The organism is Yersinia hibernica (genome assembly GCF_004124235.1).
GTDB lineage: Bacteria > Pseudomonadota > Gammaproteobacteria > Enterobacterales > Enterobacteriaceae > Yersinia > Yersinia hibernica.
The window spans coordinates 3,304,624-3,325,051 of sequence record NZ_CP032487.1 but is presented as its reverse complement, the minus strand read 5'-3'; the positions used below and the strand labels follow the sequence as shown (position 1 = coordinate 3,325,051).

Below are 20,428 nucleotides of genomic sequence, written 5' to 3'. Positions count from 1 at the left end.
CTAAATAATTCGTGCTGCAATAAGGCCACCCACGGACGGGCAGCTTGAAGCCTGCCGGGGATAAACAGGTATTTTTTCTGGTATCAGGTAGACTCATTAACAGTGACTCAAAATAGGATGTTATATGGAACTCAATCCGGTATTTGCCCGTCGTCTCTATCTGTGTTGGCTGATAAGTCAAGGTGAGCCATTGAATGTGCCGGGTTTGATGGCATTGACAGGCTGGCCGCGGCGAACATTGCAGGATATCTTGAAAGCCTTGCCCGGTTTGGGCATTAGCATGACATTTGTACAAGATGGTGTGCGCAATAATGCGGGATATTACCGGCTGGATAGCTGGGGGCCACTGAATAAACAGTGGATAGCAGACAACCATGATTTTATTTTAGCAGCCATTAAGTAATCTAATTGCTTGGCTGCTATTAAATAATAAAGCAGCGGTTAATACTTTTTATTTTCTAAAAACATGATGGTGGCCGCGACTCGCGAGCGCACATTCAGTTTACGTAATAAATTACGAATGTGTACTTTCACGGTTTCTTCTGAAATGTGTAACTCAAACGCCACTTGTTTATTGGACATGCCGCGCGCCACTTCTTGCAGAACATCTAATTCACGTTCGGTTAATTCAGCGAATGGATTAACCTGTTCATTTCGGGATGATAAATACTGTGTGACGGCATCACTGAATACTTTTTCACCCGCTGAAGCCAGGCGGATATTCTCCAGCAATATTTCAGGTTCACTGTCTTTAAGCAGATAACCATCGGCACCGGCATCAATCATGGCATATACATCGCTGCGTGCATCTGAGACCGTCAAAACAATAATTCGCGCATCGATGCCCTCATGGCGCAATATTTTCAATGTATCCAGCCCAGACATTCCTTTCATATTCAGGTCGAGCAGAATGACATCCGGCTGATATTTAGCCGCTTCGGTAATGGCGTCGTTGCCGCAGTTGGCTTCAGCAATCACATCAAAGGTGCTATCCAGCTCAAGTAACTGCTTGATCCCACGGCGCATGAGGGGATGATCGTCAACGATCATAATGGTGTGACTTTTGGTCATAATAAGTATTGTCCCTGTAACCGATAGCATTAAATGACTGGCTGTTGAACGTGGATTATTTGGGGCCGCCAATTTGGCCGACCATGTTATCCATCATAGTTAGCTGAACCACACTTTAAGTGTACCTTAAAACGTCGATCAAATTCATTTAACCGCGGTAGTTTATCTGCAGAATAATAGCCAGATTATCATTTCTCATTGACAGCAATTCTCATTAAACAAATCGTTATATAAAAAAAGTGATAACGCAAATAGATTTAACCGTGATAAACCGCGTAAATAACCACTAAATTAATTGATCTTGCTCAATATCTAGTAGCGATTAACCCTAAAGAGTAATTATTTTATTACTCATTATTCTGTATTTAATACCTAAACTCTGGGGAATTCTTTATTAATACAAATAAGAATTATTATCAAATGGTTTGGTGTAATCCACTGAACTTTAAATAAACAATATTCTCACGCACACGCGGGCGCGCCAGTGGATGTTAAGGATATCAGCATGACTGATTTATCACGGCGTAAATTACTGACTGGCTTTTGGTTTGCCGGTAAACAGCCATCCTCGGTTACCCGGCCACCTTGGTCGGTAATGGAAAGTGATTTTATTGCTGGCTGCACCCGTTGCCATGATTGTGTTGCCGCTTGTGAAACTGGCGTGTTGGTTGCCGGCAGTGGCGGATTCCCCGAAATAGATTTTCAGCGCGCCGAATGCAGTTTCTGCCAAGCCTGTGTGCAGGTGTGTGATGCGGGCGTTTTTCTGTCAACGGCGCTGCCTGCATGGTCACTTAAAGTCAACATATCAGACCGCTGTTTATCTTTTCACCATATTGAATGCCGCAGTTGTCAGGACAGTTGTGAAATGCGGGCTATCACATTTCGTCCGCGGCTGAATGGCATTGCTCAGCCCGAATTAGACCTTCCTGCCTGTACCGGCTGTGGTGCCTGTGTACCCAGTTGCCCAGTCCAGGCAGTAACCCTTACCCGGAGTGACGATGATGGATAAAGAATGGCATGTCTGTGGATTGGTGTTACAAGCCAAACCCGCGCGCATTGCGCCGCTAATCGACAGTCTGCTGGCGATTCCGGGGACAGAAATACCCACCAGTGATGCCGCTCTGGGTAAATTGGTGGTGGTGATGCAGGCAGCGCGCTCAGACGTGCTCCTGAATTATATTGAGTCAGCACGGAATTTGGATGGCGTGCTGGCTGTATCGCTGGTTTATCACCAGCAGGAAAGCCAAGGTGAGGAAATGCCATGAAACTCAGTCGCCGGGATTTTATGAAGGCCAATGCCGCAGTTGCTGCGGCCGCCGCCGCCGGATTGACCATACCCACGGTTGCCAAGGCCGTGGTGGGCGAGACAACAAACGCAATCAAATGGGATAAAGCGCCTTGCCGATTCTGTGGTACTGGCTGCGGTGTTTTGGTTGGCACGCAAAATGGCCGCATCGTGGCATCTCAAGGCGACCCTGATTCACCGGTCAACCGCGGGCTGAACTGTGTGAAAGGCTATTTCCTCCCTAAAATCATGTATGGCAAAGACCGCCTGACTCAGCCGCTGCTGCGCATGAAAGAGGGGCAATATGATAAAGAGGGCGATTTTACCCCGGTAAGTTGGGATCAAGCCTTTGCTATCATGGAGCTGAAATTTAAACAGGCACTGAAAGAAAAAGGCCCGACGGCAGTGGGCATGTTCGGATCCGGTCAGTGGACGGTATGGGAGGGATACGCGGCGTCGAAGCTGCTGAAAGCCGGTTTCCGCTCCAATAACCTGGACCCTAATGCCCGTCACTGCATGGCCTCTTCGGTCGTGGGGTTTATGCGCACCTTTGGTATGGATGAGCCAATGGGCTGCTTTGATGATATTGAAGAAGCTGATGCTTTCGTGCTGTGGGGCTCCAATATGGCGGAGATGCACCCCATTTTGTGGTCGCGCATGACCAGCCGCCGTCTGACCAATGACCATGTCAGAATCGCCGTGCTGTCTACTTTTGAACACCGCAGCTTTGAACTGGCCGATAACCCGATAGTCTTTACCCCGCAGACTGATCTGGTGATTATGAATTATATCGCCAATTACATTATTCAAAATAATGCTGTGGATCAGGGCTTCCTTGACCGCCATGTGAATTTCCGTCGTGGCGCGACCGACATCGGCTATGGTTTACGGCCCACCCATCCATTAGAAAAAGCGGCTAAAAACCCGGGCAGTGATGCCTCTGAGCCGATGAGCTTTGATGATTTCAAAGCTTTTGTTGCCGAGTACACACTCGAAAAAACCGCCCAAATGAGCGGCGTACCGCAAGACCAATTGGTGTCACTGGCGCAGTTATATGCGGACCCGAAAGTGAAGCTGGTTTCTTACTGGACGATGGGTTTTAACCAGCATACGCGCGGCGTTTGGGCCAATAACATGTGTTACAACCTGCACCTGTTAACCGGCAAAATTTCTAAACCTGGCTCTGGGCCTTTCTCCTTGACCGGCCAGCCTTCCGCTTGCGGCACCGCGCGCGAAGTGGGGACTTTCTCCCACCGCCTGCCAGCAGATATGGTCGTCACCAATGAAAAACATCGCCAGATTGCGGAAACCAAATGGCAGTTGCCGGCGGGCACTATTCCGGAAAAAGTCGGTTTACATGCGGTCGCGCAAGACCGGGCACTGAAAGATGGCACCCTCAACGCCTACTGGGTGATGTGCAATAACAATATGCAGGCCGGGCCAAATATCAATGAAGAGCGCATGCCGGGGTGGCGCGATCCGCATAATTTTATTGTAGTTTCAGACCCTTACCCGACGGTGAGTGCGCTGGCAGCTGACCTTATCTTGCCAACCGCGATGTGGGTTGAGAAAGAGGGCGCTTACGGCAATGCTGAGCGCCGAACCCAATTCTGGCGTCAACAAGTGCCAGCACCGGGTGAGGCAAAATCCGACCTATGGCAGATGGTCGAGTTCGCTAAGCGCTTCAAAGTAGAGGAAGTGTGGCCTGCTGAGCTGATTAACAAAAAACCGGAATATCGCGGTAAAACGCTGTATGACGTGCTGTTTGCCAACAATGTGGTGAATAAATACCCGTTGAGTGAAATCCCGGCTGACCAATTGAATGACGAATCTCGTGATTTTGGTTTCTACCTGCAAAAAGGGTTATTTGAAGAGTATGCCGATTTTGGCCGGGGTCATGGTCACGATTTAGCCCCATTTGACCGCTACCATCAGGAACGCGGATTGCGCTGGCCGGTAGTCAATGGCAAGGAAACCCTTTGGCGCTACCGCGAGGGCTTTGACCCCTTCGTGCCGAACGGCGAAGACGTCCGTTTTTACGGCAAACCGGATGGTAAAGCGGTGATATTCGCCCTGCCTTACGAACCCGCCGCCGAAAGCCCGGATCAGGAATATGACCTGTGGCTCTCCACTGGCCGAGTGCTGGAGCATTGGCATACCGGCTCCATGACCCGCCGAGTCCCTGAGTTACATCGTGCTTTCCCAGAGGCGGTGTTATTTATTCATCCACTGGATGCTAAAGCCCGTGACTTACGGCGCGGAGACAAAGTGAAAGTGATTTCACGGCGGGGTGAAGTGATTTCGCTGGTAGAAACCCGTGGCCGTAACCGCCCACCGCAAGGGCTGGTGTATATGCCGTTCTTTGATGCCGCCCAGTTGGTGAATAATCTGACGCTGGATGCCACCGATCCGCTCTCCAAAGAAACTGACTTTAAAAAATGCGCAGTGAAATTGGTTCGGGTTGTCGCGTGATACGGTGTTTTTCAGGAGAAAATAATGAATAACCAGATAGTTAAATCATTAAATCGCCGGGTTTTATCTGTGATGTCGCTACTGGCGATATGGATGATAGCGGGGGTTGTCAATGCAGCCAGCAATGTCGAGATGGATTTAAGCCAATCACCGGAAGTCTCTGCCACGGCTGAGGGCACGGTAAAAATGCCAAAACAGCAGCAGCGGATGGCCCTGAACTATGTTAACCAGCCACCGATGGTGCCACACAGTGTAGAGGGTTATCAAGTCAGCAAAAATACTAACCGCTGCTTGCAATGCCATGGTGTTGAACATTATCGCACTACCGGTGCGCCGCGTGTTAGCCCAACTCACTTTATTGACCGCGATGGCAAGGTATCGAGTGAAGTTTCACCACGCCGCTACTTCTGTTTGCAATGCCACGTGCCACAAACTGATGCCGCGCCGATTGTCGGTAATAGCTTCCAGCCAGCCCCTGGTTTTGGTCAGTAAGCGAGATAGCTATTGTGAGAGAAAATAATGAACGAGACTAAAAAGCCCGGCATTATCAAGCGATTATGGCAGTGGTGGCGTCGGCCTAGCCGACTAGCACTCGGGACGCTACTGCTGATTGGCTTTGTCAGTGGCATCATTTTCTGGGGCGGTTTTAACACCGGCATGGAAATGGCGAATACAGAGAAATTCTGTATTAGCTGCCATGAAATGAAAGACAACGTTTATCAGGAATATATGGGAACCATCCACTACAGCAACCGCAGTGGTGTGAAGGCAACCTGCCCGGATTGCCATGTGCCCCATGAATGGGGGCCGAAAATGGTACGTAAAATCAAAGCCAGCAAGGAGTTGTATGCCAAGACCTTTGGTTTGATTGATACGCCGCAGAAGTTTGAGGCCCACCGCCTAACCATGGCCGAAAATGAGTGGGCGCGGATGAAAGCCAATAACTCGCAAGAGTGCCGCAACTGCCATAATTTCGACAATATGGACTTTACGGCGCAAAAAACAGTCGCAGCGAAAATGCACAGCAAAGCCATTGAAGAGGGCAAAACTTGCATTGATTGTCATAAAGGTATCGCCCATAAATTGCCGGATATGAAGGGTGTGCCGACCGGATTCTAAAATCCTGCGCCCTTGACGCCGCAGCGGTGTTAGCTGCACTCGCCCACCCGAATCACTGACTTGAGTCAGCTCATCGGATGAGCTTGCTGGCTGCCTTGCTGCAACACCAATGGCTGTGGATTTATCCTAAGTTCTTGACGCTGCAGCGGTGTTAGCTGCACTCGCCCACCCGAATCAAACGCCCTGTAGACATGATGTCAGCCGGGCGTTTTTTATTGCAATCTTGGCGTGTTCTTTTCATGATAAGACCTATTTGCCGTTGGCAAAAGAGATCGTAATGAAGTTTATAAACTCGCAAGTGATAGATTACGCTAATTATTATTAGCCAGATAAAGAAGGTCTTATGTCAGTCAAAATTGAAAATATTCAGAGTGAATTGTTATCTAAAAACTGGTTCAAACTACATAAATATACTTTTGATTTAGTTACTGATAATGGAACGGCAGTACAGCAGATTCGCGAAGTGTATGATCGCGGGAATGGCGCGACTATTCTGTTATATAACCGCGCTAATGGCACTGTGGTGCTAACGAATCAATTCCGCATGCCGACTTATGTGAATGGCAATCCTGACGGCATGTTACTGGAAGCTTGCGCCGGCTTGCTGGATAACGACTCTCCCGAAGAATGTATTCGCCGCGAAGCCATGGAAGAGACCGGTTATCAGGTTGATAAAGTACAGAAGTTATTTGAAGCCTATATGTCACCGGGTGGCGTCACTGAAATTATCTATTTCTTTGCTGCACAATATCATCCGGACCAGAAAGTTACCGATGACGTTGGGGTAGAGGATGAGGTGATTGAGGTCGTCGAATTACCGTTCACTGAAACTCTTGCCATGATGGCCGATGGCCGAATTAAAGATGGTAAAACCATCATGCTATTGCAATACGCCCAAATCCACGGCTTATTAAATTAATATTCTTCCTATTCCGTGCTTCGCGCTATTCTGTTGCCGTGACCCTGCGGCACTGAACCCTCCGAATGTTGATAATCCCCTCTGATTGATAAGTAAATTCTTCTGTTGATGCAAAAATGTTATGCAGAGTATGCCCTGCTTCATAGATTGTGATAATTCACTCACTATACTGGTCATTCCACCTCAAAGCATAAAAGCAAAGGGAACCTACGATGGACGAACAATTAAAACAGAGCGCACTTGATTTTCACCAATATCCTACTCCGGGGAAAATTCAGGTATCGCCAACTAAACCACTAGCGACCCAACGGGATTTGGCGCTGGCTTATTCTCCCGGTGTTGCGGCACCTTGTCTGGAAATTGCTGCTGACCCCTTGGCGGCTTATAAATATACGGCGCGCGGTAATCTGGTTGCTGTTATTTCAAATGGCACCGCCGTGCTGGGGCTGGGGAATATTGGTGCATTGGCCGGTAAGCCGGTAATGGAAGGAAAGGGGGTTCTATTTAAGAAATTCTCCGGTATTGATGTGTTTGATATTGAAATCGATGAACACAACCCAGACAAACTGATCGATATTATTGCTTCGCTGGAACCCACCTTTGGTGGCATTAATTTGGAAGATATCAAAGCACCAGAGTGCTTCTATATTGAACAGAAATTGCGTGAGCGCATGAAGATCCCAGTATTCCATGATGATCAGCATGGTACGGCAATTATCTGTACCGCCGCAGTGCTTAATGGCTTGCGGGTCGTGAAGAAAGACATTAGTGATGTGAAGTTGGTGGTTTCAGGGGCTGGTGCTGCCTCCATTGCTTGTTTGAACTTGTTAGTTGCCTTGGGATTGAAGCATCACAACATCACGGTGTGTGATTCTAAGGGCGTTATCTATAAAGGCCGTGAAGCCAATATGGAGCAAACCAAAGCGGCTTACGCCATTGAAGACAACGGCCAGCGCACCTTGGGCGATGCAGTGCCGGGGGCGGATATTTTCCTCGGCTGCTCCGGCCCAGGTGTTCTCACACCAGACATGGTGAAAACCATGGCACCTAGCCCGCTGATTCTGGCGCTGGCGAACCCGGAACCTGAAATTTTACCGCCATTGGCAAAAGCCGTGCGGCCAGATGCGATTATCTGTACAGGCCGTTCGGATTACCCCAATCAGGTCAACAACGTGCTGTGCTTCCCGTTTATCTTCCGTGGCGCATTAGACGTGGGCGCGACCACGATTAACGAAGAGATGAAACTGGCTTGTGTGCATGCAATTGCAGACTTGGCATTGGCTGAGCAGAGTGATGTGGTGGCATCGGCTTATGGTGAACAAGACCTTTCCTTTGGCCCTGAATACATCATTCCTAAACCATTTGACCCGCGTTTGATTGTGAAAATCGCCCCGGCGGTGGCAAAAGCGGCGATGGACTCCGGTGTGGCAACGCGCCCAATCACAGATTTTAGTGCTTATGTCGAGAAACTGACGGAGTTTGTCTACAAAACTAACCTGTTTATGAAGCCGATTTTCTCACAGGCGAAAAAAGAGATAAAACGGGTGGTGTTGGCTGAGGGGGAAGAAGAGCGGGTATTGCATGCGACCCAAGAGCTGGTTTCTCAGGGGCTGGCATATCCAATCTTGATTGGTCGCCCAAGTGTCATTGAGACCCGACTGAAAAAATTGGGTCTGCAAATTACGGCCGGAAAAGATTTCGAAGTGGTCAATAATGAATCTGACCCGCGTTTTAATGAATACTGGCACGAATACTATCAAATCATGAAACGCCGTGGCGTCTCGCAGGAACAGGCACGCCGCGCCGTGATTGGTAACCCAACCCTGATTGGCTCCATTATGGTTCATCGGGGAGAAGCCGATGCTATGATTTGTGGCACCATTGGCACCTATCATGAGCATTATGATGTCGTCGAAAAAGTCTTTGGTTTCCGCGACGGTGCGCATGTGGCGGGCGCGATGAATGCGCTGCTGTTGCCAACCGGTAACACTTTTATTGCCGATACTTACGTCAATGATGATCCCACGCCGGAGCAACTGGCAGAGATTACGCTGATGGCAGCTGAAACTGTGCGCCGTTTTGGTATCGAACCCAAGGTGGCATTGCTATCACATTCGAGTTTCGGCACCTCGAATTGCCCGGCAGCCCGTAAAATGCGCCGGACACTCGAGCTGGTGAATCAGATGGCACCTGAATTGGAGATTGACGGTGAAATGCACGGTGATGCCGCGCTGGTGGAAAGTATCCGCCATAACCTGATGCCAGACAGCCCACTGAAAGGGGCCGCCAACGTGCTGATTATGCCGAATATGGAAGCTGCGCGCATCAGTTATAACTTGCTGCGCGTAACTTCTTCTGAGGGGGTGACCGTCGGGCCGGTGCTGATGGGGGTTGCAAAACCGGTGCATATTCTGACGCCAATTGCTTCTGTGCGGCGTATCGTGAATATGGTGGCATTAGCGGTGGTAGAGGCGCAAACCCAACCGTTATAACGATTTATTTTTGGTGTTGTGCATCAAACCCGCCGTTTTATACGTGCGGGTTTTTTCTTTTTTAGGGCAAATTTAACCATGGGCTTTGCGAGCTTGCTGGAGCCACTTATCCAGCTCATTGGCAAACTGCTGGCGGTCGCGCTGATTTAAGGTGTTGGGGCCACCGGTTTGAATACCACTGGCGCGCATGGTGTCCATAAAATCGCGCATATTCAGCCGCTCACGAATCGTGTCGGGAGTATAGCGTTCGCCGCGAGGGTTTAGTGCAATTCCTCCTTTCTCAATCACCTCCGCCGCCAGCGGAATATCAGCGGTAATGACTAAATCATTTTTTTCGACACGCTGCACGATTTCGTTATCGGCAACATCAAAACCGGATGCCACCTGCAATGTACGAATAAACTTTGAGGGCGGAGTTTTCAGTGGCTGATTCGCCACCAGTGTCACCATTATGCTGGTGCGGTCTGCGGCCCGAAATAACACGTCCTTAATGACATTCGGACAGGCGTCCGCATCAACCCAAATTTGCATCAGTCATGTTCTCCTGCGGCTAGCCAATCTTTGACTGGCAAAAAATCGCGGTACAGTGCCGCTTCAGCGCTATCTGTCGCCGGTTGATAATTATATTCCCAGCGCACAAGCGGCGGCAGAGACATTAAAATAGATTCTGTGCGGCCACCGGTTTGCAAGCCGAATAACGTACCACGATCCCAAACCAGATTAAATTCGACATAACGACCACGGCGATAAAGCTGGAATTCGCGCTCGCGCTCTCCCCAACTCAATGCTTTGCGGCGCGCAACAATTGGCATATAAGCATCAAGAAAACCATTGCCAACCGCCTGAGTAAAGTTAAAGCAGGTATTAAAATCGGGGCTGTTTAAATCATCGAAGAATAGGCCGCCAATACCACGGGCTTCATTGCGGTGCTTAATATAGAAATAGTCATCGCACCATTTTTTATAACGCGGATAAATTTGCTCACCAAATGGCTGGCACAAATGATGGGCGGTTTTATGCCAGTGAATCGCATCTTCTTCAAAACCGTAAAAGGGGGTTAAATCAAAGCCACCACCAAACCACCACACGGGGTCTTCACCGGGTTTTTCCGCAATAAAAAAGCGCACATTAGCATGGCTGGTGGGCAGATAAGGGCTGAGTGGATGAATAACGAGCGACACGCCCAGCGCCTGAAAACTGCGGCCCGCCAGTTCAGGGCGATGGGCGGTGGCGGATGCAGGTAGTGTCGCGCCTGAGACCTGCGAAAAGTTGACCCCGGCTTGCTCGAATACCGCCCCTTTAACCAATACCCGGCTGCGGCCACCGCCCCCCTCTTCACGCACCCAGTTTTCTTCTGTGAATTTCGCGCTGCCATCGGCTTGAGTCAACACAGTGCAGATTCTATCCTGCAAATCCAGCAGATAGATTTTGATTTGGGCGATATCGGGTAAATTCATTAGAGGGGTTCTTGTTACCAGGAAATTTTCAGGGGCTAAGTATACCCCGATTTGCCATCATTGTTGTACTCTCGGTGTGGATTAATGCTTATTGCGTTGGGCGCGGTATGAGGTTTATCTGCTGCTTCTCAAATATCATTGCGTACTATCGCTATGGGAAATATCACTTTATTATTGCGTGATATAATATTGCGTAATGATCAGCATATCCATTTTACTCAAGGGTGCGAATATCCATGGAAATCCGTGTATTTCAGCAAAGTGATTTTGAAGAAGTGATTCTGCTGTGGGAGCATTGTGACTTACTGCGGCCTTGGAATGATCCGGAAATGGATATTGAACGGAAGTTGAATCATGACCCCGAATTATTTCTAGTGGCGGAAGTCAGCGGCGCGATTGTCGGCTCGGTAATGGGCGGTTATGACGGCCACCGTGGTTCAGCCTATTATCTGGGGGTTCACCCCGATTTTCGTGGTCGTGGCTTTGCCAATGCGCTGATCAGTCGCCTGGAAAAAAAACTTATCGCCCGTGGCTGCCCAAAGCTGAATATTATGGTGCGCGAAGATAACGACGCGGTAATTGGCATGTATGAAAAGCTGGATTACGAAACCCAAGACAGCATCATGCTGGGCAAACGGCTGATTGTCGATCAGGAGTATTGAGGGTTTAGCTTGAGTTGGGCGCGCCAGCGGAGCGCGCTCCCACTATTTTGCTCCTTGGCTTATCGTCAAGCATTTGGCTAATATTATTGGTCTGACTCCGGCTCATTGCTAGCTCCATTCAAATAAGATTTTCGCAATAATATCGTAAATATCATTTTGTTCTTTAGTTAATACTTTTATTGAAATTGATATCCTACTTTTCGCATATTTAAATGTGAAAATATCATGTAGAACTTCATTTTAAATAATCATCATCATGATATAGTCAAATTATATTGTTTTACCAAAAAGACTGACAGTGATTTTAATTTATCACTTTCTATATTTTTTCTTATTTCTATATATTAGATAATTTTATATGAACGGGGAAGTGTTATCTTATGCGCAAAATAACTTATTTAATGACTACATTAGCTATTACCCTGAGCACCTTTGCATTCTCAGCCAATGCTGCGCCGAAAGGTAAGGATGCGCCGGTAACGATTCTAGTTTCAGCATTGACATACAGCTTCCCACATTTTGTTTTTCTACAAGAACAACTTGAAGATGAAGCTAAGAAATTGGGCAATGTAAAAGTCATTCGCTCTGATGGTCAATTAAGCGCACCTAAACAAATTGCTGATATTGAAGCAGCTATTGTCCAAGGAGTTGATGGTATTATTATTGCTCCAGCAGATGCCACTGCTTTGGCTCCGGTATTACGTAATGCAATTAAAGAAGGTATTTCGGTTGTGACTATTGACCGCCCGGTCAATGGGGTACCAGAGGTTATTGCTAATGTGGCCGCAGATAATTTAATTGGTGCGCAGCGACAGGGGGAGGCGGTAGAAAAATTATTCCCTCAGGGTGCGACTGTTATTAACTTGCAGGGAATCCCTGGTGACAAAACAGCTAATGACCGCAATAAAGGTGTACATGATGCATTAGATAAGCATCCTGAACTTTACAAATTTGTTGCGGAGCAAACTGCGCGCTTTAACCGTGATCAAGGTTTATCGGTAACAGAAAATCTGTTAACCGGTTTGGCAAATACCCCAACAGTTATTGTCGCAGGTAATGATGACAGCGCCTTGGGGGCCGCTCAAGCTGTTGAGGCGCGTGGTTTGAAAGGCAAAATTGCTATCTTTGGTTACGATGGTTCAACTGATGCATTAAAAGCAGTCCGCGATGGTGTATTAACGGCGACAGTTGATCAATATCCAGGTAAACAAGGCCGTGAAGCGGTCAAGATTCTGACTGATTACATTCGCACTGGTGCTCGCCCAGCAACCGCTGATGTTTTAGTGACTCCAGTTGCTATTACCAGTAAAAATCTTAATGATGCAGAACGTATTGGGCTCGTCAAATAATGTCGTTCGAGACTTTGTCATTATCGTCTCATCCCGATTCTTTAGGCGAAAATTGGGATGGCGGTAAATATATTAGTGTCCGGAATCTGACCAAATTATTTTTTGGTCAGACGGTACTGGATAATATCTCTTTTTCTTTACGGGCTGGAGAAATAAGAGCGTTGCTAGGCGAGAATGGCGCAGGGAAATCGACGCTGATTAATATATTAAGTGGTGTGTATCAACCCGATGGCGGCAGTATTATTTTACAAGGCCACTCGACATCATTTAATAAACCACTGGATGCTTGGCAAGCGGGTATTACAACGATTCATCAGGAATTTAGTTTATTTCCGGATTTAACCGTCGCCGAAACTATTTTTGCTGGGCACTTACCGGTTAATCGCTGGGGTTTTATTCGTAGGAAAGTCATTGAGAATGATACACGCCAAGTATTGGCATTGCTTGGTGTAGCTATCAATCCATTGCGCAAGATTGCTGAGTTAAGTATTGCTGAGCAACAGTTGGTTGAAATTGCCCGCGCACTCACAGCCAAACCCCAATTAATTATCATGGATGAGCCTACTGCGGCATTAAGTCCTACAGAAGTCGAAAAATTAAAACAGGTGGTGGGTACCATTTCTGAAAATGGGGTGGCTGTTATTTATGTTAGCCATCGGCTTGAGGAAATTAAAACTTTATGTGAGACCTACAGCGTATTGAGAGATGGCCAATTAGTTGGGCAGGGTGAAGTCAAGGATGTCTCTATTGATAGTCTTGTCCGGCTGATGGTTGGCCGTGATTTAGCTGAGTTCGACCGCTCTGCGCGCGGTATTACAGGTCGTAATATTCTGACTGTCGAAAACTTATCGAGTGCGGCGGTTGGGGGGGAAAGTGCCAATGTACGTAATGTCAGTTTCTCAGTGAAGGCCGGTGAGATTGTCGGTTTTGCCGGGTTAGTGGGGGCTGGCAGAACAGAGATTGCCCGGCTGCTATTTGGCGCAGATCCCATCGGGAGTGGGACAATACGCATCCGAGGGAAAGCTTTTCATCCGTCTTCTCCGCGTGATGCGATTGCCGCTGGTATCGGCTTGGTGCCGGAAGACCGCAAGCAGCAAGCTTTGTTTATGTCTCTGACAGTAGAGGAGAATTTCGCGATTATCTACTCGCCTTCACCTGCCGCCAGCCACTTTATTGACAGGCAACGTGAACGGCTTTCCTTCCTTGATTTTAAAAAACAGTTAAACCTACGCGCGGTCAGTTTGGGCGCTGATATTGCCACGCTGTCGGGCGGCAATCAGCAAAAAGTGGTATTGGCTCGGTGGATGGCACAGAACCCCGCTCTCCTGATTGTCGATGAGCCGACTCGCGGAGTTGATATTGCTGCGAAAGCCGATGTCCACCGATTGTTACGTGATATGGCCGCAAAGGGCGTCGCTATCATTTTGATTTCCTCAGATTTGCCAGAAATTCTTGCCGTCAGTGACCGTATTCTCACCATGCGGGCGGGCCAATTGACTGGGGAATTGTCGGCGTATGAGGCCAATGAAGAGAATGTCATGCAATTGATGACGCGCCATATTCCGCCAGTGTGAATTAATTTATTGGATTAGAGAGATGACTATGAGTTCGACAATCCTGATTGGAAATAAAAATCGCAATAAGAAGAAAGCTATTTTGGCGCGTTATGCTCCGCTTATTTTTCTTGTGCTGTTAATGGCGCTATTTACCTTATTAGCTCCGCGTTTTCTCTCATCAATCAATCTTTTTAATATCGTCAGACAAGTCTCCATCTACGGCATTATCGCCGTGGGGATGACATTCATTATTTTGACCCGTGGCATTGATTTGTCTGTTGGGGCCATTGCTGCTTTATCGGGGATGGTCGCCGCGGTTGTCGCCAAGGGCGGTATTGAAGGCCAGTTTATGTTGTTTTCTGATGCACGGGAGATTGCCTGGCAATGGGCAGCATTGGCCGCGATTATCACCGGTGGTTTAGCGGGGGCATTGCAAGGATTGATTATTGCTCGTCTGATGGTGCCCGCCTTTGTCGTGACATTGGGTGGATTGACGGTGTTTCGCGGCCTGACATTGATGATAAGTAACGGCAGCCCGGTCAGTGGTTTTGATGATGCTTTTGGCTGGTGGGGGCGCGGCATGGTTGGGCCGGTTCCGGTGCCGGTTATTGTCTTTGCCGCGGTGGCAATTCTCGCCTCAGTGACACTGCATTTTACCCGTTATGGCCGCTCGGTTTATGCCATTGGCTCCAATCCTGAAGCCGCGCGGTTATGTGGTTTGAATGTGAAAGGGGTAGTAACCAGTGTTTATGTGCTGACCGGATTATTAGCCGGGTTAGGGGGCTTTTTGCTGAGCGCGCGCCTGAATTCGGCGGAGGCAGTGGCAGGTAATCAATATGAATTATATGTCATCGCGGCCGTGGTGATTGGTGGCACCAGTTTATATGGCGGCACCGGCAGTATTGGGGGAACAGTGATTGGCACACTGCTGATTGGCGTGCTGCTAAATGGCCTGGTCATTTTGAACATCTCGCCATACATACAGCAGCTGCTAATTGGCATCATTATTGTTGCCGCCGTGACATTTGATATTTTTATCAAGAGGCAAAAAAGATGAGTAGAGCTGTCTTCCTGACCGGCACCTCTGCCACAGAGACGCCGAAACACACTTTATCTGCAAAGTGGTTATCTGCCGAATTTGATAATGGCGCTTTGCGCTGGATTCGCTGGCGCGGGGTTGAAGTATTGCGTGCGCTGACATTTCTGGTGCGCACCCCGGGTTGGGGCACACCTGAGCCGCAGATTAGCGGGTTAGATATTCAGCAGGGTGATGATTCATTCGAAGTGAATTATCAGGCGAATTATATAAATGGCGATGAGCAGGTCAGCGTTAATCTGCGCTTTGCAGGGCGCAGTGATGGGGTATTGTCGGCAAGCGCCCAGATTATTGCTGCTTCGCCCTTTGCAACCAACCGTACCGGATTTGTCGTGCTCTATCCTTTGGACGGATTTGCGGGCAGCGCTGTGCAGGTCGAACATGCCGCGGGCGGGAGCGCCGAGTTAACTATCCCTGATGCCATTAGCCCTGGGCAGCCTATCTTTGATATTCGCGCCATTACCCACCAGCCGGTTGAGGGCCTGTCGGTAACCACCCGATTTGATGGCGATACGTTTGAAGCCGAAGATCATCGTAATTGGTCAGATGCGTCTTTTAAAATATACAGCCGCCCAATTGGCTTGCCTTACCCTTATCAGCTGTTGCCAGAGCAGGTGTTGCACCAGTCGGTAAGCATGAATATTCGCGACAACGCCACTTTACCGGCTGATGTGCCGGCGATTAACTCCGCGGCTTCTGTTTACGTAGCGGTGGGAGCGCCCACTGAGCAGCGGATACCCGCCATTGGTTTGGGGCTGTCTGCTGATAAAAGTGCGGATGCTCTGGCCTACGCGCCGCAGCTGGCAAATCTTGGCCCAGTCCACTTTTTACTGCGCTATGACCCCGCGGCTCAGCACCAGATTGAACATCTCGCCGCCGCCAGCCAACTGGCCTCCCGCACCCATTTATCGGTGGAGTTTGAATTACTGCTAACCGCCAGTCATGACCCGGCAGCGGAGATAGCGCAGGCGGCAAAATTGCTAAAAGATGTTGGTATTTCGCCGATATCAGTGGCGATTTTCCCTAAAATTGATGAGCGCTCATTCCAGCCCGGTGAAATTCGCCCGCCATCCCCCTCTGATAGAGATATCTATCGCGAGGCTAAAAAAGTCTTTCCGGGGATTCCCATCGGTGGTGGAAGTCCGGCCTTTTTTACGGAGTTCAACCGCAAGCGCCCCGCTGTGGGAACATTCGATTTTATCACGCACGCCACCGCGCCTACGGTGCATGCGGCAGACGATGCATCGGTTATCGAAACCTTGCAATCATTGCCCCACATTATTCGTTCCGCCAGACACATTATTCACACGGCAAAACAGATTGCTGGCTCGGAAAAACCGAGCATCAGAAATGTGCCTTATCACATCGGCCCGATTGGGATTGGTGCGCGGCTAAACCCCTATGGCAGTGGCCCGGTGGCTAACCCGGACTCTGCCCGGGTGGGATTGGCGGAAAATGATCCCCGTCAGCGCGGCTTATTTGCTGCGGCCTGGCATGTCGGTTACGCCGCTATCATCGCCGAACATGGGGTGGATACTTTAGTTATGGCGGCACCGACTGGGCCATTTGGGGTGATTTCAACGCCGCAAAATTATGCCCGAGAGTGGTGGGATGAGCAGGGTGATGGCCCGGTGTATCCGTTATTTCATGTGGCCGCTGATTTGGCGGCAGGCCATGGGAAACCGCGCCTTGCTACGGCATCAAGCAGTGAAAAACTGGCGGTTATTGGCTGGCAAGAGAGCCGCCAGAACATTCTGTTGCTGGCCAATCTATCGAGTGAGCCGGTGAGTGTCACCCTCGCTGATGTCGGTGTGGCTCAGGTGCGAATTTTGGATGTGGCTCACAGTGAGCTGGCGGCGTTATCACCCGACCGATTTCGTCAGCAAAGTGACGTGCTGGATACCGCTGCGGGCATCAGTTTAGATGCTTATGCAGTGGCGAGAATCAGTTATCAGAGAAATTAAGCTATGACTGCAAAACTAAAAGGGGCCGTTGTGGGCTGCGGATTTTTTGCCCAGAACCACCTGGCCGGTTGGCAAGATATTGCCGATGTCGAGATTGTGTCCGTCTGTGATTTGGATATTGAGAAAGCCAAAGCGGCGGCCGAGGCATTTGGTATTGCGCATTACACTGCGGATGTTAACGCGCTATTCGCGACGCAAACGCTCGATTTTGTCGATATTCCCACCACGATGGAAACCCATGAAGCCTTGGTGGAAGCCGCGCTATCACATCATATTCCAGTCATTGTGCAAAAGCCGTTTGCCCCGGACTTGGACGGGTGCCGCCGGATGGTGGCAATGGCACAGGCGGCGAATGTGCCGCTGATGGTGCATGAGGATTTTCGTTTTCAGAATGTATTCAGAGCTGCCAGAAAGGTTATCGACAGTGGCGAGTTGGGGGCATTAACCTTTGGCCGACTCTCGTGGCGCACCGCTATTGATGTCTATGCCAACCAACCCTACCTAATAAAAGTTAAGCGTTTCATGATAATGGACGTCGGGATCCACTTGTTGGATTTGGCACGGTTTTTATTTGGCGAAGCTCATGGGGTATTTTGCCGCACCCAGCAAGTTAAGGCGGGTATTGCCGGTGAAGATGCGGCCACTATCTTGCTCTCACATGACAATGGCGCGACGACGGTGCTTGATTTCAGCTATGCATCGCGACGGCATCCAGACCTTTTCCCACAGACATTGGTCGAGATTGAAGGCACGGCCGGCACATTATTAATTGGTGCCAATCAGGTGCTTACCGTCCACGCCAATGGCCAATCCAGAGTAGAAAAAATTGAGCATGATGCGCGTTTATGGACGCGCGAGCCCTGGACACAGATTCAGGACAGTGTGGTGCATACCCAACGCCATTTTATTGCGTGTTTGCGCCACCATCGTGAACCGGAAACATCAGGGTGGGACAGTTTATTGACTTACGGTTTGCTCGAGGCGGCCTATTTGTCCGCTTCAACGGCGCAGCAAGTTCAGCCCGCAAGAGATTAAGCATGGCGAGGAGAAATCATGGGGTTAGAAAACACACGATCATTGGGGAGAACTGGGTTTCAAATACCGACTGTCGGGGTGGGGACATGCCCATTAGGTGAGTTGTTCGAAGAGATTGCGGAACAGGATGCGCAGGCGACACTGGCGGCCGCATGGGAGAGCGGTATCCGCTTATATGACACCGCACCTTGGTATGGGCGAGGTCAAGGGGAGCACCGAACTGGGCGATTTCTGTATAGAAAACATCGAGATGACTATGTGCTATCGACCAAAGTGGGCCGGCGGCTGATAGCACCTGGCGCGCGAAAAACATTTCAAACCGCGCCCTGGCAAGGTGGGCTGGCCTTTGACCATGTTCACGATTACACCTATGACGGCATTTTACGCTCCTATGAAGATAGCCTACAGCGGCTGGGGATCAATAAAGTCGATATTTTATATATCCATGATTTGGATACGGGCTATTTCCCCCAAGAACAAGATTTGCGTGCCAAGTTAAAAGAGCTGGAATCGGGGGGCTTCAGAGCACTGGAGGAGTTGAAAGCAGCCGGGGAGATTGCTGCATTCGGCGCTGGCATTAATGAGCCGGGCATGATTAACCTTTTTTTGGATAGCTATCCATTAGATGTGTTTCTGGTGGCCTCGCGCTACACCTTACTTGAGCAACAAATCTATGCCGACGAGCTGTTACGGGCGCAGCAGCAGGGGGCTGGCATCGTCATTGGTGGCGTATTTAACTCCGGGGTCTTGGCGACCGGTATCCATGATGACGCGCGTTATGACTACGGCAAATTGCCGCTTTCAGTGGCTGATAGAGTCAGAAAACTGCAGGCCGTCGCCACTGATTTTGCGGTCCCACTGGCGGCTGCCGCCTTGCAGTTTCCATTGGCATTCAGTGCTGTTGCCAGTGTGCTGTATGGCCCATCCCGGCCAACTGACGTCACACAAAATTCATTGAATTTTCAGCATGCTATCCCAGTAGAGTTTTGGCTTTCAGTCAGAGAACAGGGGTTAATTGCAGAACATATTCCACTACCCGGCCTGCCGGTCTAAATGCAGACTGATTATTTTTACCTGGGGGTTATATGACGTACAAAACCATAATTTCAGCCAATGAATTGGCTGCGCATCTACAGGATAGCCATTGGGTCATTTTGGATGCGCGCTTCACACTGGATGATGAAAATTGGGGGCAAAACCAGTATCTGGCCGGGCATATTCCCGGCGCTCACTACGCCAATCTGGCCACTGATTTGGCTGGCGCTGTTATTCCTGGGCAGACCGGCCGGCGACCACTGCCGCCAATTGAGGTATTTGCAAAAACGCTTTCCCAGTGGGGAATTGGCCCTAACACTCAGGTCGTGGTGTATGACGCCAGTGGGGGACTAATGGCGGCATCACGGACATGGTGGATGTTGCGTTGGTTGGGACATGATGCTGTGGCGGTATTAGATGGCGGCTGGCCGCAATGGATTGATGGCGGCCACCCCCTTTCCACCGAGGTTCCAGCCCCGGCCCCTGCGGTATTCATAGCCAAAGAGCGCTCTGATTACCTGGCCAACGTGGAGCAGGTCGATAGTGTTCGCCAGAACCTGCAATGGGCGGTGTTTGATTCCCGCTCAGAAGCCGGTTTTCATGGCGGCGGTGTATATCATGATCCGGTGCGTGGGCATATTTTGGGTGCTAGGTTGGCCGACCGCGCCAATACGCTAGACAGCGATGGACTATTCCGCTCGCCGCAAGAATTACGCCAGCATTACACTCGTTTATTGGGCGAGATTCCGATTGAGCGCACTATTTTTTACTGCGGTTCGGGGGTGACAGCAGCACAGAATCTATTGGCAGTGGCGCATGCTGGGCTGGGGGATGCCAAACATTATGTGGGTTCCTGGAGTGAATGGATTCTCGACCCTGCGCGGCCAGTGGAGCTCTAGATTTTAGTCAAAAATGG

Annotated in this window: 19 protein-coding genes; 16 read left to right on the top strand and 3 right to left on the bottom strand. The window is 49.5% G+C overall.

What is annotated here, in order from left to right; genetic code table 11:
* Positions 1 to 124: 124 nt before the first annotated feature.
* Positions 125 to 403 carry a winged helix-turn-helix domain-containing protein gene (locus D5F51_RS15695; protein WP_025379133.1) on the top strand — a complete coding sequence of 93 codons (279 nt, stop codon included), beginning with the start codon at positions 125 to 127 and terminating at the stop codon, positions 401 to 403.
* A 38-nt stretch (positions 404 to 441) separates the two neighbouring features.
* Here the strand turns inward: D5F51_RS15695 and D5F51_RS15690 are convergent, their stop codons facing one another.
* On the bottom strand, positions 442 to 1,071 hold the full coding sequence (locus tag D5F51_RS15690; RefSeq protein ID WP_129197763.1) for a response regulator: 630 nt from the start codon (positions 1,069 to 1,071) through the stop codon (positions 442 to 444).
* Between the two features lie 505 nt (positions 1,072 to 1,576).
* Between D5F51_RS15690 and napF the strand changes: the two genes are divergently transcribed.
* From napF to maeB, 7 genes are all read left to right on the top strand, one after another.
* Positions 1,577 to 2,080, top strand: a complete 504-nt coding sequence (gene napF / locus D5F51_RS15685) for a ferredoxin-type protein NapF (RefSeq protein WP_129197761.1) — start codon at positions 1,577 to 1,579, stop codon at positions 2,078 to 2,080.
* Positions 2,070 to 2,336, top strand: coding sequence for a chaperone NapD (gene napD, locus D5F51_RS15680; protein WP_129197759.1), 267 nt, complete (start codon positions 2,070 to 2,072; stop codon positions 2,334 to 2,336). The genes napF and napD overlap by 11 nt, the downstream gene beginning before the upstream one ends.
* Complete coding sequence (gene napA, locus D5F51_RS15675; protein WP_129197757.1) at positions 2,333 to 4,828, top strand: nitrate reductase catalytic subunit NapA; 2,496 nt, start codon at positions 2,333 to 2,335, stop codon at positions 4,826 to 4,828. The genes napD and napA overlap by 4 nt, the downstream gene beginning before the upstream one ends.
* A gap of 24 nt (positions 4,829 to 4,852) precedes the next feature.
* The gene (gene napB / locus D5F51_RS15670; protein WP_025379129.1) at positions 4,853 to 5,320 is read left to right on the top strand and encodes a nitrate reductase cytochrome c-type subunit; all 468 of its coding nucleotides are present in this window, start codon (positions 4,853 to 4,855) and stop codon (positions 5,318 to 5,320) included.
* A gap of 27 nt (positions 5,321 to 5,347) precedes the next feature.
* A complete protein-coding gene (gene napC, locus D5F51_RS15665) occupies positions 5,348 to 5,947 on the top strand; it encodes a cytochrome c-type protein NapC (protein ID WP_087768723.1) in 600 nt (199 codons plus the stop codon).
* 343 nt (positions 5,948 to 6,290) lie between these two features.
* Positions 6,291 to 6,866, top strand: coding sequence for a GDP-mannose pyrophosphatase NudK (gene nudK, locus D5F51_RS15660; protein WP_129197755.1), 576 nt, complete (start codon positions 6,291 to 6,293; stop codon positions 6,864 to 6,866).
* 212 nt (positions 6,867 to 7,078) lie between these two features.
* The gene (gene maeB, locus D5F51_RS15655; RefSeq protein WP_129197753.1) at positions 7,079 to 9,358 is read left to right on the top strand and encodes an NADP-dependent oxaloacetate-decarboxylating malate dehydrogenase; all 2,280 of its coding nucleotides are present in this window, start codon (positions 7,079 to 7,081) and stop codon (positions 9,356 to 9,358) included.
* Positions 9,359 to 9,430: 72 nt separating this feature from the next.
* Here maeB and D5F51_RS15650 read toward each other — a convergent pair whose 3' ends face one another.
* Complete coding sequence (locus D5F51_RS15650; RefSeq protein ID WP_025379126.1) at positions 9,431 to 9,889, bottom strand: YaiI/YqxD family protein; 459 nt, start codon at positions 9,887 to 9,889, stop codon at positions 9,431 to 9,433.
* Positions 9,889 to 10,815 (bottom strand): oxygen-dependent coproporphyrinogen oxidase, encoded by a 927-nt coding sequence (hemF, locus tag D5F51_RS15645; RefSeq protein ID WP_129197751.1) that lies wholly within the window; start codon positions 10,813 to 10,815, stop codon positions 9,889 to 9,891. Before hemF ends, D5F51_RS15650 begins: the two co-directional genes overlap by 1 nt.
* Before the next feature lie 236 nt (positions 10,816 to 11,051).
* Between hemF and D5F51_RS15640 the strand changes: the two genes are divergently transcribed.
* The 8 genes from D5F51_RS15640 (at position 11,052) to D5F51_RS15605 (ending at position 20,411) form a co-directional block, all read left to right on the top strand.
* Complete coding sequence (locus D5F51_RS15640) at positions 11,052 to 11,477, top strand: GNAT family acetyltransferase (RefSeq protein ID WP_005166566.1); 426 nt, start codon at positions 11,052 to 11,054, stop codon at positions 11,475 to 11,477.
* A gap of 380 nt (positions 11,478 to 11,857) precedes the next feature.
* Positions 11,858 to 12,826, top strand: a complete 969-nt coding sequence (locus D5F51_RS15635; RefSeq protein WP_129197749.1) for a substrate-binding domain-containing protein — start codon at positions 11,858 to 11,860, stop codon at positions 12,824 to 12,826.
* On the top strand, positions 12,826 to 14,400 hold the full coding sequence (locus D5F51_RS15630; RefSeq protein WP_129197747.1) for a sugar ABC transporter ATP-binding protein: 1,575 nt from the start codon (positions 12,826 to 12,828) through the stop codon (positions 14,398 to 14,400). Before D5F51_RS15635 ends, D5F51_RS15630 begins: the two co-directional genes overlap by 1 nt.
* Positions 14,401 to 14,428: 28 nt before the next feature.
* Positions 14,429 to 15,439 (top strand): ABC transporter permease, encoded by a 1,011-nt coding sequence (locus D5F51_RS15625; RefSeq protein ID WP_129197745.1) that lies wholly within the window; start codon positions 14,429 to 14,431, stop codon positions 15,437 to 15,439.
* Complete coding sequence (locus D5F51_RS15620; RefSeq protein WP_129197743.1) at positions 15,436 to 17,442, top strand: D-apionate lactonase family protein; 2,007 nt, start codon at positions 15,436 to 15,438, stop codon at positions 17,440 to 17,442. Before D5F51_RS15625 ends, D5F51_RS15620 begins: the two co-directional genes overlap by 4 nt.
* Before the next feature lie 3 nt (positions 17,443 to 17,445).
* Entirely contained in the window at positions 17,446 to 18,477 is a 1,032-nt protein-coding gene (locus D5F51_RS15615; RefSeq protein WP_129197741.1) for a Gfo/Idh/MocA family protein, read from the top strand.
* Between the two features lie 18 nt (positions 18,478 to 18,495).
* Positions 18,496 to 19,530: an aldo/keto reductase gene (locus D5F51_RS15610; protein ID WP_129197739.1), complete on the top strand. Its 1,035-nt coding sequence runs from the start codon at positions 18,496 to 18,498 to the stop codon at positions 19,528 to 19,530.
* Positions 19,531 to 19,562: 32 nt separating this feature from the next.
* Positions 19,563 to 20,411 carry a sulfurtransferase gene (locus tag D5F51_RS15605; RefSeq protein WP_129197737.1) on the top strand — a complete coding sequence of 283 codons (849 nt, stop codon included), beginning with the start codon at positions 19,563 to 19,565 and terminating at the stop codon, positions 20,409 to 20,411.
* The last annotated feature ends 17 nt before the right edge of the window (positions 20,412 to 20,428 follow it).

Excerpts from the sequence above, each read along its gene's own strand:
- D5F51_RS15695 (WP_025379133.1), top strand. The coding sequence starts at position 125 with ATGGAACTCAATCCGGTATTTGCCCGTCGTCTCTATCTGTGTTGGCTG.
- D5F51_RS15690 (WP_129197763.1), bottom strand. The coding sequence starts at position 1,071 with ATGACCAAAAGTCACACCATTATGATCGTTGACGATCATCCCCTCATG.
- napF (WP_129197761.1), top strand. The coding sequence starts at position 1,577 with ATGACTGATTTATCACGGCGTAAATTACTGACTGGCTTTTGGTTTGCC.
- napD (WP_129197759.1), top strand. The coding sequence starts at position 2,070 with ATGATGGATAAAGAATGGCATGTCTGTGGATTGGTGTTACAAGCCAAA.
- napA (WP_129197757.1), top strand. The coding sequence starts at position 2,333 with ATGAAACTCAGTCGCCGGGATTTTATGAAGGCCAATGCCGCAGTTGCT.
- napB (WP_025379129.1), top strand. The coding sequence starts at position 4,853 with ATGAATAACCAGATAGTTAAATCATTAAATCGCCGGGTTTTATCTGTG.
- napC (WP_087768723.1), top strand. The coding sequence starts at position 5,348 with ATGAACGAGACTAAAAAGCCCGGCATTATCAAGCGATTATGGCAGTGG.
- nudK (WP_129197755.1), top strand. The coding sequence starts at position 6,291 with ATGTCAGTCAAAATTGAAAATATTCAGAGTGAATTGTTATCTAAAAAC.
- maeB (WP_129197753.1), top strand. The coding sequence starts at position 7,079 with ATGGACGAACAATTAAAACAGAGCGCACTTGATTTTCACCAATATCCT.
- D5F51_RS15650 (WP_025379126.1), bottom strand. The coding sequence starts at position 9,889 with ATGCAAATTTGGGTTGATGCGGACGCCTGTCCGAATGTCATTAAGGAC.
- hemF (WP_129197751.1), bottom strand. The coding sequence starts at position 10,815 with ATGAATTTACCCGATATCGCCCAAATCAAAATCTATCTGCTGGATTTG.
- D5F51_RS15640 (WP_005166566.1), top strand. The coding sequence starts at position 11,052 with ATGGAAATCCGTGTATTTCAGCAAAGTGATTTTGAAGAAGTGATTCTG.
- D5F51_RS15635 (WP_129197749.1), top strand. The coding sequence starts at position 11,858 with ATGCGCAAAATAACTTATTTAATGACTACATTAGCTATTACCCTGAGC.
- D5F51_RS15630 (WP_129197747.1), top strand. The coding sequence starts at position 12,826 with ATGTCGTTCGAGACTTTGTCATTATCGTCTCATCCCGATTCTTTAGGC.
- D5F51_RS15625 (WP_129197745.1), top strand. The coding sequence starts at position 14,429 with ATGAGTTCGACAATCCTGATTGGAAATAAAAATCGCAATAAGAAGAAA.
- D5F51_RS15620 (WP_129197743.1), top strand. The coding sequence starts at position 15,436 with ATGAGTAGAGCTGTCTTCCTGACCGGCACCTCTGCCACAGAGACGCCG.
- D5F51_RS15615 (WP_129197741.1), top strand. The coding sequence starts at position 17,446 with ATGACTGCAAAACTAAAAGGGGCCGTTGTGGGCTGCGGATTTTTTGCC.
- D5F51_RS15610 (WP_129197739.1), top strand. The coding sequence starts at position 18,496 with ATGGGGTTAGAAAACACACGATCATTGGGGAGAACTGGGTTTCAAATA.
- D5F51_RS15605 (WP_129197737.1), top strand. The coding sequence starts at position 19,563 with ATGACGTACAAAACCATAATTTCAGCCAATGAATTGGCTGCGCATCTA.